Source organism: Thioalkalivibrio sp. AKL12 (assembly GCF_000377925.1).
GTDB lineage: Bacteria > Pseudomonadota > Gammaproteobacteria > Ectothiorhodospirales > Ectothiorhodospiraceae > Thioalkalivibrio > Thioalkalivibrio versutus.
The window spans coordinates 25,748-39,018 of record NZ_KB898899.1 but is presented as its reverse complement, the minus strand read 5'-3'; the positions used below and the strand labels follow the sequence as shown (position 1 = coordinate 39,018).

Here is a 13,271-nt window from a genome sequence, read left to right as displayed (position 1 = left end):
CCTCCGATGCCCAGGGCCACCCTTGCAACCGCGCTGGCCGACGACTTCTCCGGAGCCGTCGACGCCATCCTGAGCGCCCTGCAGGCGTTGATCCCGCTGGACATGTGGATGCTCACGCGGGTCGAGTCCGACGACTGGGTGGTTTTGCACACCCACGGCCACGCACCCCGCATCCGCCCCGGGGCCGCATTCAGCTGGCAGCACTCCTACTGCGTACACATGAACGCCGGAGATGGACCGAACATCGCCGCGGACGCACGCTCGGTTCCAGCGTATGCCAGTGCCCCGATCAATGAGGTCGCAACGATTGGCTGCTACATCGGATTCCCGCTGTACGATGCCGATGGCGAACTCTTCGGCACGCTTTGCGGATTGCATCCCGAACCCATGGACTCCGCCATCGAACACCATGAGCCGGTCGTGCGTGCCCTGGCAGGATCGCTGGGGCAACTGCTGCGTCTCAGCCAGCGCGCCGAGGGGCTGGACCGGCTGCGCCAGCACGCTGCGCTGGCCGCCCACGGTGATCCCCTGACCGGCGTGCTCAACCGCCACGGCTGGGAGCTCGCGCTGGACGCGGAGGAGACCCGCTGCCAACAGAGCGGCCAACCCGCCGGCATCATCCTGTTCGATCTCTTCCCCGGGGACTCGAGCGTGGACAGCACGGGCATTCAGGATGACACCGAACTGGTTCGCGCGATCCTCGCCCTGCAGGGCCTGGCAGGCCCCACCGACCTGATCGGTCGACTCGGTGGCACCCGCTTCGGCCTGCTCGCGATCGACCTGAGGGCGCAGCCCCTGGCGGCGCGGGCGCGACACATCCGCCAGGCCCTGTCCGCAAAGGCCATCCCCGCGGCCATTGGCCACGCCATGCGCGAACCCGGTGCTGGAAGCCTGGAACACGCCCTGAAGCGCGCGGAACGCGAACTGCGACCGGCAGCGCGACCCGCGATCTCCTAGACTTTTTCCATCCTGCGCGGCGAACCGCCGCCCCACCGTCTCGACGGATTGTCCCATGGCCCGAATCTTCGACCTCCCCGATCCCGCGCCCTCGCCGTTCAACCTCGGGGTCGATCATGTCCTGAAACTGCTCCACCGGATCGCCCCCCTGGACGTCTGGATGCTGACCCGCATCGAGGACAACGAGCAGATCGTTGTGCGCGCCGACGACCACGGCTACGGCATTCAGGCCGGCACGGCCTTTGACTGGAGCAATTCCTTCTGCATCCGCATGCTCGCCGAACGCGGCCCGCGAATCACGCCGGACGTACAACAGATTCCCGCCTACCGGGAAGCCCTCGCCGCACAACCCGATCCCCCCGCCATCGGCAGCTACATCGGATTTCCGGTGCAGGACCGTGAGTACGAGATGTACGGCGTGCTGTGCGCGATGAATCCGGAGCCCATATCGGCCGACATCGAAGCGCAATCGGAACAGATCCAGGCCGCCGTCACCGTCATCGAGTCACTGATCCGCCAGCGCCGCCAGATCGACGAACTTGAACGCGAGCGCGAGGCCCTGCGACTGGAGGCCTACAACGACGCCCTTACCGGCACCTACAACCGGCGGGGCTGGCTACTCGCGTTGAGCGCCGAGGAACAGCGCTGCCAGGATCACAGCCTCCCGGCGGGTCTCGTCGCCATCGACCTCGACAACCTGAAGACCGTCAACGACCAGGAAGGCCATGACGCCGGCGACCGATTGATCAAGGCGGCTGGCCAGGCCTTGCGGGATGCCAGTCGAGAAATCGACATCGTTGCCCGCCTGGGTGGAGACGAATTTGGCGTGCTGCTTCCGGAGACGCCGGCCGACCACCTCCCCGGGATCGCGAACCGGCTGCGTGCGGCGCTGCAAGAGGCCGGTGTGTCGGCCTCCATCGGTTACGCCTGCCGCACCGTCAGCGGGTCCCTGCCCGAGGCCCAGACCAGCGCCGATGCCGCGATGTACGCCGACAAGCGCCAGCGCCGCGGAACCCCCGGGCCCTGACGCCCTCGTGCTGCAAGCACGATCGCCCTTTTCCTCCGGGCCCAACACACTTCACGCACCCCTCTGCCGCGGGCCGGTCGATGGTTTACCATTCACCTAATCCGCATCCGGACGTCCCCTTCGCTACGAGGCCGTTTCATGAGCAAAACCGTCACGCTGACCGACAACACCACCGGCAAGAGCATCGAACTGCCGATCCAGGAGGGCTCGCACGGCCCGAACTGCCTGGATGTCCGCACCCTGTACAAGGAGCTCGGCTACTTCACCTATGACCCGGGGTTCATGTCCACGGCCAGCTGTCGTTCGGACGTCACCTTCATCGACGGCGACGAGGGCACCCTGCTCTACCGCGGCTACCCGATTGAACAGTTGGCGGAAGAGAGCACCTATCTCGAGGTCTGCTATCTGCTGCTGAACGGCGACCTGCCTGCCGCCGACGACCTGCACGACTTCTCGCGCATCATCAAGGAGCACTCGATGCTGCACGAGGCCGTGCGCCGCTTCTTCGACGGCTTCCGCCACGACGCGCATCCAATGGCAATCATGGTCGGTGTGGTCGGCGCGCTGTCGGCCTTCTATCACGACAACGTGGACGTGCATAACCCGGAACATCGGCGCATCGCCGCGCACCGGCTGATCTCCAAGATGCCCACCATCGCCGCCTGGTCGTACAAGTACGCCAACGGCCAGCCGTTCATGTACCCGGACAACAACCTGTCCTACACCGCCAACTTCCTGGCGATGATGTTCGGCGTGCCCAGCGAGCCCTACCAGCCGAACCCGGTGTTCGTGCGCGCGCTCGACCTGATCCTGATCCTGCACGCCGACCACGAGCAGAACGCCTCGACCTCCACCGTGCGCCTGTCCGGCTCCTCCGAGGCCAACCCGTTTGCCGCGATCTCCGCCGGTATCGCCTCGCTTTGGGGGCCACTGCATGGGGGTGCGAACGAGAAGGTCATCCGCATGCTCGAGGAGATCGTGCACTCCGACAAGAGCGTGGAGGACTTCGTGGCCCGCGCGAAGGACAAGAACGACTCCTTCCGCCTGATGGGCTTCGGCCATCGCGTGTACAAGAACTACGATCCGCGCGCCAAGATCATCCGCAAGATGTGCCACGACCTGCTGGCGGAGATGGGCGACATGGGCGCCGATAACCAGCCCCTGTTCGACGTCGCCATGGAGCTGGAACGTATCGCGATGGAGGACGACTACTTCATCGAGCGCAAGCTCTACCCCAACGTGGACTTCTACTCCGGCATCATCCTGCGCGCGATGGGCATCCCGTTGAACATGTTCACCGTGATTTTCGCCCTCGCCCGCACCGTCGGCTGGATCTCGCACTGGAACGAAATGATGCAGGACCCCGAATCCCGCATCGGCCGCCCGCGCCAGCTCTACACCGGCTACCGCTCGCGCGACTACACCTCCATCGAGGAACGCTAGAGGGACACGGATCCATGCGCAGGTCCGCGTTGGCACCCCGTGTTTTCCGCGACCCGATACGGCACATCGACTGGTAGACGCGCTTCCCGCCGGTGCCCTCTCCTTGGAGGTCGCAACGCAGATCGGGGAACGTGGGGTACCAACGCCACGACCGATTGAACGCCGGGGCTTGGCCGATTCTGCCCACCGAAAGCGTTGCCGCTCGAGCGCGAACGCGTGCGTTGATCAGCCTTCCCCAGGCTGGCATTCGGACGGATGCTTGCCGAACCCCTGCGCCGGTGCTATCTACTGGGTAGTAACAAGGGAGGGAGTGCTCATGTCCACCGACCGTTTCTTCATTTTGTTTGCCGGTATTGTCGTCCTGGTCAGCGTACTGCTCACCTGGCTGGCCAGCCCCTGGTGGCTGCTGCTCGCCGTCTTCATGGGCATCCACCTGATTCAGGCCTCGTTTACCGGCATCTGCCCGCTGGTGATGATCCTGAAATCCATGGGGCTCAAGCCCGGCGAAATCTTCCCCTGAACCCGGCCCGCGCGGTGGATGGCGAGGAAACCCCATCGACTACGCGCCCCTTGTGTTCGTGAGCGTCAGACTGCATATTAGACTTCACTAATACTTAACCAGGAGACACCATCCATGAGCATTGACCGCATCGTCCTCGCCTTCGCCGGCACCGTCGTGATCATCAGCGCCATCCTCGGGTGGGTCTTCACCCCGATGTGGCTGATCCTGACCCTGTTCGTCGGCGCGAACCTGTTGCAGTCCGCCTTCACCGGCTTCTGTCCGCTGGCGATGATCCTGAAGGCGATGGGCGTGAAGCCCGGGGAAGCCTTCAACTAAAACCAAGGGGTCCCCACCCCGTCCAAGGCCCGGGCACCGCTGGTCCCGGGCCTTTTTGTGTGCGCCGCCCGCGAATGATCAACGCCTGTCTACACTCCAGGTGAGACCCACCCAGGCGGAACGCAGGCCCCATGCGATTTCGAGACCGAAAGGAAGCCGGCGAGCAACTCGCTCACGCCCTGGACCGCTATCGCGGCCAACCCGGCGTTGTGTATGCCTTGCCGCGCGGCGGAGTCCCCCTGGGGATCGCCGTCGCCCGGCATCTGGGCATGCCTCTGGATCTCCTGATCCCACGCAAGATCGGCCACCCGTTCCATCCCGAGTACGCGATCTGTGCCGTGCCCGAGCAGGGCGAACCGATCTGCAATCCACGCGAGGCGGAACGCGTCGATCCAGGCTGGCTGGACCAGGCCGAGGCACGCGAACGCGCCGAAGCCCGGCGCAGGCGCCAACTGTACTGCACGACGCCTTCCCCGGACGTTGGCGGCAAGCTGGCGATCATTGTCGACGACGGGATCGCCACCGGACTCACCATGCGCGCCGCGATCCGCGACGCACGTCAGCGCCAGCCTCGCCATCTGGTCGTGGCGATCCCGGTGGCACCAGCGGAGACCGCGGCGCTCCTGGAAAACGAGGTCGATGAACTGGTCACCCTGGACATCCCCGAGTACTACCGCGGCTCGGTGGGGGCGTACTACGAGGATTTCGAACAAGTCTCCGACGACGCGGTCATCGCGATGATGGCCTCCGTCCACCGTGCGGAAAAGCCCGATGTCTCGCGTGAATGAACAGTCCGTCGACCTGGCCCTGGACGGCCAGGTCCACCAGGGGATTCTCGGCGTACCCGAGACACCCATTGGTCTCGTCGTTTTCGCGCACGGCAGCGGTAGCAGCCGCCTGAGCCCGCGCAATCATCAAGTGGCGCGGACACTGCAGGCCAGCCGCATCGCCACCCTGATGTTCGATCTGCTCACCGAAGGGGAAGATCGCACCTACGCCAACCGCTTCGATATCGAACTCCTCGGCCGGCGGCTGGTGCAGGCCTGCCAATGGGCGGCCGCCCAGCCTCGCCTGGCACCCCTGCCGCTCGGGCTGTTTGGCGCCAGCACCGGCGCCGCGGCAGCGTTGCAGGCCGCCGCCGCAGCGCCGGAGACCATCCGGGCCGTTGTCTCGCGCGGCGGGCGCCCGGATCTGGCGGGCGCCCCCCTGCCCCGAGTCGAGAGCCCCACCCTCCTGATCGTGGGCGGTGACGACACCATGGTGATTCAACTGAATCGCCAGGCGCAGGCGCTTATGCACGCGCGCTGCGAGCTCCAGATCGTACCCGGCGCCAGCCACCTGTTCGAGGAACCGGGCACGCTGGAACAGGCAGCCGAACTCGCGGCCGACTGGTTCAACAAGTGCTTGCCTACGGCGTAATGGCGACCTTCAGCACGCCGTCGCGTTGATGCGAGAACAGCTCGTAAGCCGTCTCGATATCCGCCAGCTTGTAACGGTGCGTCACCATCGGCGTCAGGTCCACGCGCCCCGAGGCGACGACCTCCATCAACCGCCGCATGCGTTCTTTCCCGCCGGGGCACAGGGTGGTCACGATGGTGTGATCGCCCAGCCCGGCTGCAATCGCATCCAGCGGCATGGAAAGCTTGCCCGAATACACCCCGAGACTGGAAAGGGTCCCGCCCGGTTTCAGGATGCGCAGACAGGCCTCGAAGGTCTGCTGCTGCCCCAGGGCCTCGATGGCCACATCGACCCCGCGCCCGCCAGTCAGCTCCATGATCGTCTCGACCGGGTCCTGCTCGCGGAAGTTGATCGCCACATCCGCCCCCAGCTTGCGGGCAGTCTCCAGGCGCTCCGGCACCCCGTCCACCACGATGATCCGGGTGGCCCCCATGAGCTTGGCACCCGCCGTGGCACAAAGGCCGATAGGGCCCTGGGCGAACACGGCCACCGTATCGCCGATGTGGATGTGCCCATGCTCGGCGCCGCCGAAACCGGTGCTCATGATGTCCGGACACATCAGTACCTGTTCGTCGCTCAGGCCGTCCGGCACCGGGGTCAGATTCGCCTGCGCATTGGGGATGCGCACGTACTCCGCCTGACAGCCATCGATCGTGTTTCCCAGCTGCCAGCCACCCATGGCCTTGCCACCACACTGGCTGGAGATGCCCTCCAGGCAGGAATGGCATTGCCCGCAGGGCGTGATCGCGCCCGCGATGACCCGCTGGCCGACCTCGTAGCCGGTCACTGCGTCCCCGAGGCGTTCGATCACCCCAACCGGTTCGTGCCCCACGATGCGGCCCGCCTCCACCGGGTATTCGCCCTTGAGGATATGCACATCGGTCCCGCAGATGGTCGTGGTCGTCACCCGCAGCAGGGCGTCCGTCGGCCCGATCTCCGGGATTGGACGTTCCTGCAACTCGATCCGCCCGGGTTCGACAAAAACTGCCGCCTTCATCGTGCTCATACCAACCTCCTTTGTAGCGTTCCCGGAAAAACACTGAACCACCCGCTTTCCATGATTTCGAGCGCAGCGAGCCAATCAATCGGGCCTGGCCATCCGCTGTTCATGGATTGCTTCGCCGCTGTGCTACCCGCAAGCCCGGCTCATCCAGCGTTTTCCCCAAGGGGCGGCATGCCGTCATGCACACCCTGTTCATCAAACATAGCAGGCCAGCCACGCGATCTTCCCGCCCGGGCACCGATTGATCGCGACGCCCCGCTCGCCTCCCTTACAATGAGCCTACATCTGCTGTTCAGGATCGCCTGTGATCTCGCTCATTCCCCGCCTGTTTCAACGCGCCCCGGCCCTCGATCCCGAAAGCCGGGCCTGGATCCACGCCATCTTCGATTGGGCCGGGAACGAACCACACCTGGGGTCGATGCTGCGCAAGGCTCACCTCGTTCTGCCCACGGCCGAGCACTTCCCCGGGCAAGCCGACAATCGCCAGGCCATGGCTCAACTGGTGTTCGATCGCGTGCTGGAACATGCCGGGCTCGCAGACAGCCCGTTCCGGCTTGTGCACCCTGGAAACCTGATGGACGATCCCATCCCCTGGGATGCGATGAATACTGCCCGACCCACCCGCAACCCGGCGGAACCCCAGTCGGCGGGCGTCGGCATCCCCTACGACCCGGAGCTCGTCGCCCATTCCCAGGCGCTGATTGCCCACTTCGCGCGCGAGATCGCCTTGCGCCTGCTCGCCACGGCTGGCGAGCCCCCACCCGCCCTGGAGGGTAACGAGGCCCATATCGCGGAACTCCTCGCCACCCAGATGGGCTTCGGGGTCATGCTGGCCAATACTGCCTTCCAGGTCCGCGTGAATCAGTGCGGTGCCTGCAAGGGGCCGAGCGCCGAACGCGAAACCGCACTCTCGCGCGACGACCTTGCCTACGCCCTGGGGTTGTTCTGCCGGCGGCACGCCATCCCGCCGTCGCGAGCGAGGGCTCACCTGAATACCCCGTTGCGCCCGGCCCTGCGCCACGCATTGCGCGATCTCGCCCGTCGCGAGCGTGAAGCCGCGAGCGGCGCCGCCTGATCGGCCCGTCCTACGGGCCCCAGCTGCACACCCGCCAGGCGTGGCGTTATTCAATCCGTTTTATAAGACTTCTTCCGTACCTTACTGTCGAATAGTCAGATTTACCTGATCGAAAGTGGATACCACTTAGCGCGGGGTCTCGGCGCGTTGAAGAGCGGTGCCCGGGCATCTAGTTATCAGAGTTGCGAAACCACAGCTTTCTGGAGGCTCATCATGACCACCCTGCGTTACTGCCTTGCTGCCCCGATCTTCCTTGCGTTTGCCGCCGCGCCCCTGCACGCCAGCGAGGGTACCTTCGACACCCCAACGCTGATCCCCGAGCTTGCGGTCAAGGCCGCAGAGGCCGCGGTCGAGGCCTGCCGCGAACGCGACACCCAGGTCACTGCGGCCGTGGTCGACCGACATGGCACCCCCCAGGCCCTGAAGCGCGACCGCTTTGCCGGTCCGCACACGGTGGATACCGCCATCCGCAAGGCCTGGACTGCCGTCAGCTTCCGCACCGACACCCTGGAGCTTCGCGAGATGACGGAACCGGGGGCAGCCGGCTATGGCATCCAGCACCTGCCGGGCGTCAGCACTCTGGGCGGCGGCAAGCAGATCACCACCGGTGGTCGGATTGTCGGCGGCATCGGCATCTCCGGCGCCCCTAGCGGACAGGTCGATGACGAGTGCGCGGCAGCCGGCATCGACGCCATCACCGAAGACCTGCTCTAACCCCACCATCTGCCGGGGCCTTCTCGCGCGAGCGGAGGGCCCCGTTCATCGCATGACCGCGCGAGCCGGTTCAGGCGCCGAGCAAACCGCTTCGCTGAAGCCCGTCGAAGATAAACTGCATCGCGAGCGCGCTCAGCAGCACGCCCAGGATGCGCGTGAGCACATGCGCGCCGGTCACGCCCAGCCAGTGCTGCAGACGTGACGCCACCAGCAGGCACACCAGCGCAAGCACCATAACGGCCACCAACGCCCCGAGTACCACGGCCTGGGCCACCCAGTCGCCCTCGGCCCGGCTCATCATCAGGATCGCGGCCCCCATCGCGCCGGGGCCGGCCAGCAAGGGCGTGGCCAACGGAAAGACCGACAAGTCCTTGCGGGTGCGCGCCTCCTGCGTCTCGGCCGCCGTGGCCGACACCGCGCCCGAGCTGCGGGCAAACACCATGTCGATGCCAATCAACAGCAGCAGGATCCCGCCCGCGGTGTACAGCGCCGCCAGCGAGATCCCCAGCAGCGACAGCAGCGCCTCCCCGACCAGCGCAAACAGCAACAGGATGCCGCCCGCGACCACCGCCCCGCGGATGGCCATAGCACGGCGCTGGGCTGGGTCCACGCCCCGACTGAGGACCGCGAACACCACCGCGACATCCACCGGCCCGATGGTCACGAAAAACGTGGCCAGCGCGACGATTCCCAGTTCCAGCATGGCGGATCCCTCCTCTGGCGGCTGTTCTCCAAGGGCCATGACACGCCCGGAATGGGCCTGGCCATCCGGGGTTTAAGTTGCCCTTCGTGATCGACGAACCTACTTTAGCGCGTTCTGAAACGCTTATTGGGGAGCCATCGAGTCATGAAACGTCGTGTTGTCGGTCATCTGACGCTGGCCAGTCTGCTTGCATCACCCGCCCTCGCTCATGCCCAGGAGGCCGCTCAGACACTGGGCACCGTATCGGTTACCGCCACCGGATACGAGACCCTGATCGACGAGACGCCGTCCTCCGTCACCGTGATCGAGGCCAGCGAAATCCGCAACCGCGAGGCCCGCACCCTGGGCGACCTCCTGCGCGGCCAGCCGGGTGTCGCTACGGCCGTGGACGGATCGGTGGGCTCCGATCCGATCATTCGTGGCCTGAAGCGCGACCAGGTGCTGGTTCTGGTCGATGGCGTGCGCATCAATGCGATGCAGCCACCGGCCCGCGGCTCGCTGGCTTCCTATGTCAACGTCGACCTGATCGAACGCATCGAGATCGTGCGCGGCCCGGGCTCCGTGCTCTACGGCGCCGGTGCCATGGGCGGCGTGATCAACATCATCACCCGCGGCGGCGATTTCACCGACGAACCCGAGACCCGCGGCTTCTCCCGCCTGGGCGTCACCTCGGTCGACGAAGGCATCCGCGGCGCGGTCGGCGTCACCGTCTCCAACGACCGCAACGTGCTGGACCTCTCCACCGCCTACCTGAACACCGACGACTACAAGAACGGCGACGGCGACCGTCTACGCGACTCCGGCACCGAACAGAACGCCTACCACCTGCGCTACCGCGGCAAGCTCGCACCAGGCCACGAGGTCCAGTTCCGCGCCCAGCGCGACGAACGCAAGGACGTCTGGTACCTCGCCTCGCGCAACTTCAATGAAACCCCACCCAGCGCCTCACCGAGTCCCATTGCTCCGCCCCTGGGGCTTAATACCCACTACACCCCGCGTCAGACACGCGATCTCTTCGAACTTCGTTACGAGGGCGAACTATCCGGCGACTGGGCACCTCGCGTCGAAGCCTCGGTGTACCGACACGAACTCTCGCGTGGCAACTACGATTGGAACGCGGAACTCGGCCGCGATTACCGCACGTCGGATACCGACTTCACTACGGACGGGCTTCGCGTGCAGACGGAATTGGTCCCCGCCGACGACCAGATCCTGCTGGTCGGGGCCGAGGCCTGGCGCCTTCGTGCAAGTCCCGTTTCGTTCATCGGCACCGAGGCCAACGGGTTCCGCCCCGAAAATGCAGCGCCTAGCCCATTGGTTGAGAATGGGCGAATTGAATCCGCGGGGGTCTTTGTCCAGCACGAGACCTACCTTGACTGGGCCACCGTCAACCTCGGCGCCCGCTATGACGAAGTACGCGGCAGCGCCGACGCCGCAGCGAACGTGTCCGGACCTCTGGACAAGACCGACCGCAACCTGAGCTGGTCCGCGGGCCTGACCTGGCACCTGGACGAGGCCTTCAACCCCTACTTCAGCCTATCCGAGGGCTACCGCTCCGCCAGCCTGCTGGAACGCTACCTGACCTACCCCTACAGCGACGGCTTCACCTGGCAGAGCAACCCGCAGCTAGATCCGGAACGCAACCGCACCTTCGAGGTCGGAGCCCGCGGCCGTATCGGCGCTACCTCCTACACTGTCTCGGCCTACGAAAGCCGGATCCGCGACTACATCGGCGGTCAGGTCATCGCCCAGGGCTTAAAGGAGACGATCAACCTCGACGAAGCCCGCATCCACGGCATCGAGGCATTGGTGGAACACGCCTTCACCGACGCGATCACCGGCTACGCCAGTGGCACCTGGATCCGCGGCGAGAACCGCGACCGCCGCTTTGACGAGCCGCTGACCCAGATGCCGCCGCCGGAGGCCAGCGTCGGGCTCAGCCATTCTGTCGCACAGGGCTGGCAATGGGATGCCCGCATCCGGGCCGTGGCGAGCCAGAGCCGTACCGCCGACACGTTCACCGCCGGGAACGAACGCAACTCCTCCGGTTTCGCCACCGCCGACCTCGCGGTCGGCTACCGCTTCGGGCCCAGCGCCGGCTTTCGTTCCAACGAGATCACCTTTAGCGTGACCAACATCGCCAACAAGACCTACCGCGAGCACGTCAACGAAATGACCGAGGCACGCCTGGACCCGGCCAATGGCGTACAGGACATCTGGGCCCCCGGCCGCAGCTTCGGGCTCACCTGGAACGCCGAGTTCTAGACCGGCCGCAGACATCGCTCCCAAGACAAGACAAGGACAACACCATGCGTTTACGCGTAATCGATTTCGGCCAGCAGCCCGCCGTTCGTTCCCAGGCGGTCTACCACGGCATCGCCGAGGCCATGGGCAAGGACGACGATCCGGTGCTCACCCTGGTCAACCCCGACGACCCGTATGTCTGCGTCGGGTTGCATCAGGAGATCGCCCTGGAGGCCGACGAAGACTTCTGCAAGGAACAGAACCTGCCGATCATCCGCCGTCACGTCGGTGGCGGTGCGGTGTATCTGGACCACAACCAGATGTTCTTCCACTTCATCTATCCGTCGTCCAAGGCGCCGCGGATCGTCTCCGACATCTACAAGAAGTTCATCGACCCGGTGATCAACACCTACCAGGACCTGGGCGTGAACGCGACCTTCCGCCCGGTGAATGACATCCACGTGGACGGACGCAAGATCGGTGGTACCGGTGCCGCCAGTATCGGCAATGCCACCGTGATGGTCGGCAGCTTCATGTTCGACTTCGACACCGCCACCATGGCGCGCTGCCTCAAGGTCCCGTCGGAGAAATTCCGCGACAAGCTGCGCGCCGGCATGGAGGACTACATCACCACGTTGTCACGCGAACTCGGCGAAATGCCTGCCCGCGAGACCGTGCGTGATGCCTTCCTGAAACGCGTGGCCAGCGACCTCGCCGTCGAGGTCGAGATGAGCGAACCCACCGCCGAGGAAACCGCCGCCATCGAGGAACAGATGGCCGAGCTGACCGACCCCGAATGGACCTACCGCAAGGGCCGGAAATTCGTCGAGATGGGCGTCAAGATCGCCGCCGGAACCCACCTGACCGAAGGCGCCCACAAGGCCCCCGGCGGGCTGATCCGGGCCCAGCTGATGGAAAAGGACGACCACATCGCCGACCTTCTGCTCTCCGGCGATTTCACGGTCTTCCCGGAAGACGGCATGGATCGCATCGCCGACGCCCTGCACGGCCAGCCACTGGAAGAAGAAGCCCTGCGAAGCGCCACGGCCGCCTGCATGCAGGAGATTGGTCTCGACGCCCCGGGCATCGAAGCCAACGACATCGCGACGGCGATCCTCGCCTGCGTCCACCGCGAGCCTCACTGAGCGGGCACCCACGAGGCTTCGCATCCAAACAGAAACGGCCGGACCACCAAGTAGGGTGGTCCGGCCGTTTGGATGTTATTGCAGCTCTCTGCGTACGACGGCCCTCAGGCCGAATCCAGGCACTCCGCACGACTGGGCGCCGTGTTGAGTCGCCCGCGATCCGTGGTATATGGCTCCGTTCGGGAGGCAGCACGATCCGCAGTCTTCAGGATCTCCGCGGCCCATTCAGGAAGCTCCGGCGAGAGCCGATAATAGATCCAGTTGCTCTCGCGCCGGGTCCGCACCACCTGATAATGGCGCAGAGCGGCCAGGTGACGCGATACCTTCGGCTGGGACATCTCCAGAGCGTGGGTCAGCTCGCAGACACACAGCTCCCCTTCCGCCTGCATCAGCAAGAGCGAGCGAAGCCGTGTCTCGTCGGCCAGCAAGTTAAACAGGTCCGTAGGGTTAAGCGACATACCGTATCCAGCAAAAATCCTTGGACGAACTATATCCCGACAGCTGCGGTGGGACAACGAACAGCCCTTCCCAACGATTCCGCGCCAGTCCAGGACAGGCACCCCCCGTTGCGGCATTTCGGGCGTCAGGCCGCATCTCCCAGAAAGATGTCCGACGCTTTCGCTCGCTACACCTTTGATTCGTGTATGATGCGGGGTTGGCAGTT

The 13,271-nt window shown here is 65.3% G+C and carries 14 protein-coding genes; 11 read left to right on the top strand and 3 right to left on the bottom strand.

Translation table 11 applies throughout. From position 1 onward, the window contains the following. The first annotated feature begins 6 nt into the window (after positions 1–6). The 7 genes from D579_RS0109935 (at position 7) to D579_RS0109905 (ending at position 5,684) form a co-directional block, all read left to right on the top strand. Positions 7–957, top strand: a complete 951-nt coding sequence (locus D579_RS0109935; protein WP_018951910.1) for a GGDEF domain-containing protein — start codon at positions 7–9, stop codon at positions 955–957. 55 nt (positions 958–1,012) lie between these two features. Then, positions 1,013–1,984: a sensor domain-containing diguanylate cyclase gene (locus D579_RS0109930; RefSeq protein WP_018951909.1), complete on the top strand. Its 972-nt coding sequence runs from the start codon at positions 1,013–1,015 to the stop codon at positions 1,982–1,984. 138 nt (positions 1,985–2,122) lie between these two features. Further along, entirely contained in the window at positions 2,123–3,427 is a 1,305-nt protein-coding gene (locus D579_RS0109925; protein ID WP_018169899.1) for a citrate synthase, read from the top strand. A gap of 316 nt (positions 3,428–3,743) precedes the next feature. After that, entirely contained in the window at positions 3,744–3,947 is a 204-nt protein-coding gene (locus D579_RS0109920; protein ID WP_018951908.1) for a DUF2892 domain-containing protein, read from the top strand. Positions 3,948–4,061: 114 nt separating this feature from the next. Then, positions 4,062–4,265, top strand: coding sequence for a DUF2892 domain-containing protein (locus D579_RS0109915; RefSeq protein WP_018145532.1), 204 nt, complete (start codon positions 4,062–4,064; stop codon positions 4,263–4,265). A 131-nt stretch (positions 4,266–4,396) separates the two neighbouring features. Continuing rightward, positions 4,397–5,053 (top strand): phosphoribosyltransferase, encoded by a 657-nt coding sequence (locus tag D579_RS0109910; protein ID WP_018951907.1) that lies wholly within the window; start codon positions 4,397–4,399, stop codon positions 5,051–5,053. After that, positions 5,037–5,684: a dienelactone hydrolase family protein gene (locus D579_RS0109905; RefSeq protein WP_018951906.1), complete on the top strand. Its 648-nt coding sequence runs from the start codon at positions 5,037–5,039 to the stop codon at positions 5,682–5,684. Before D579_RS0109910 ends, D579_RS0109905 begins: the two co-directional genes overlap by 17 nt. Here the strand turns inward: D579_RS0109905 and D579_RS0109900 are convergent. Continuing rightward, positions 5,674–6,729, bottom strand: a complete 1,056-nt coding sequence (locus tag D579_RS0109900; protein ID WP_018145529.1) for an NAD(P)-dependent alcohol dehydrogenase — start codon at positions 6,727–6,729, stop codon at positions 5,674–5,676. The two genes, D579_RS0109905 and D579_RS0109900, sit on opposite strands and share 11 nt — an antisense overlap. Before the next feature lie 301 nt (positions 6,730–7,030). Between D579_RS0109900 and D579_RS0109895 the strand changes: the two genes are divergently transcribed. After that, complete coding sequence (locus tag D579_RS0109895) at positions 7,031–7,801, top strand: hypothetical protein (protein WP_018951905.1); 771 nt, start codon at positions 7,031–7,033, stop codon at positions 7,799–7,801. Between the two features lie 213 nt (positions 7,802–8,014). After that, positions 8,015–8,515 (top strand): heme-binding protein, encoded by a 501-nt coding sequence (locus D579_RS0109890; RefSeq protein ID WP_018176695.1) that lies wholly within the window; start codon positions 8,015–8,017, stop codon positions 8,513–8,515. Between the two features lie 70 nt (positions 8,516–8,585). Here the strand turns inward: D579_RS0109890 and D579_RS0109885 are convergent, their stop codons facing one another. Continuing rightward, positions 8,586–9,218, bottom strand: a complete 633-nt coding sequence (locus D579_RS0109885; protein WP_018938567.1) for a MarC family protein — start codon at positions 9,216–9,218, stop codon at positions 8,586–8,588. A gap of 144 nt (positions 9,219–9,362) precedes the next feature. On the opposite strand from D579_RS0109885, the gene D579_RS0109880 reads away from it, so the two are divergent. Beyond that, a complete protein-coding gene (locus tag D579_RS0109880) occupies positions 9,363–11,483 on the top strand; it encodes a TonB-dependent siderophore receptor (RefSeq protein ID WP_018938566.1) in 2,121 nt (706 codons plus the stop codon). Between the two features lie 44 nt (positions 11,484–11,527). Further along, complete coding sequence (locus D579_RS0109875; RefSeq protein WP_018951904.1) at positions 11,528–12,607, top strand: lipoate--protein ligase; 1,080 nt, start codon at positions 11,528–11,530, stop codon at positions 12,605–12,607. Positions 12,608–12,711: 104 nt separating this feature from the next. On the opposite strand, the gene D579_RS0109870 is transcribed toward D579_RS0109875, so the two are convergent. Beyond that, entirely contained in the window at positions 12,712–13,065 is a 354-nt protein-coding gene (locus D579_RS0109870; protein WP_018951903.1) for a metalloregulator ArsR/SmtB family transcription factor, read from the bottom strand. Positions 13,066–13,271 lie beyond the last annotated feature (206 nt).

Excerpts from the sequence above, each read along its gene's own strand:
- D579_RS0109935 (WP_018951910.1), top strand. The coding sequence starts at position 7 with ATGCCCAGGGCCACCCTTGCAACCGCGCTGGCCGACGACTTCTCCGGA.
- D579_RS0109930 (WP_018951909.1), top strand. The coding sequence starts at position 1,013 with ATGGCCCGAATCTTCGACCTCCCCGATCCCGCGCCCTCGCCGTTCAAC.
- D579_RS0109925 (WP_018169899.1), top strand. The coding sequence starts at position 2,123 with ATGAGCAAAACCGTCACGCTGACCGACAACACCACCGGCAAGAGCATC.
- D579_RS0109920 (WP_018951908.1), top strand. The coding sequence starts at position 3,744 with ATGTCCACCGACCGTTTCTTCATTTTGTTTGCCGGTATTGTCGTCCTG.
- D579_RS0109915 (WP_018145532.1), top strand. The coding sequence starts at position 4,062 with ATGAGCATTGACCGCATCGTCCTCGCCTTCGCCGGCACCGTCGTGATC.
- D579_RS0109910 (WP_018951907.1), top strand. The coding sequence starts at position 4,397 with ATGCGATTTCGAGACCGAAAGGAAGCCGGCGAGCAACTCGCTCACGCC.
- D579_RS0109905 (WP_018951906.1), top strand. The coding sequence starts at position 5,037 with ATGTCTCGCGTGAATGAACAGTCCGTCGACCTGGCCCTGGACGGCCAG.
- D579_RS0109900 (WP_018145529.1), bottom strand. The coding sequence starts at position 6,729 with ATGAGCACGATGAAGGCGGCAGTTTTTGTCGAACCCGGGCGGATCGAG.
- D579_RS0109890 (WP_018176695.1), top strand. The coding sequence starts at position 8,015 with ATGACCACCCTGCGTTACTGCCTTGCTGCCCCGATCTTCCTTGCGTTT.
- D579_RS0109885 (WP_018938567.1), bottom strand. The coding sequence starts at position 9,218 with ATGCTGGAACTGGGAATCGTCGCGCTGGCCACGTTTTTCGTGACCATC.
- D579_RS0109880 (WP_018938566.1), top strand. The coding sequence starts at position 9,363 with ATGAAACGTCGTGTTGTCGGTCATCTGACGCTGGCCAGTCTGCTTGCA.
- D579_RS0109875 (WP_018951904.1), top strand. The coding sequence starts at position 11,528 with ATGCGTTTACGCGTAATCGATTTCGGCCAGCAGCCCGCCGTTCGTTCC.
- D579_RS0109870 (WP_018951903.1), bottom strand. The coding sequence starts at position 13,065 with ATGTCGCTTAACCCTACGGACCTGTTTAACTTGCTGGCCGACGAGACA.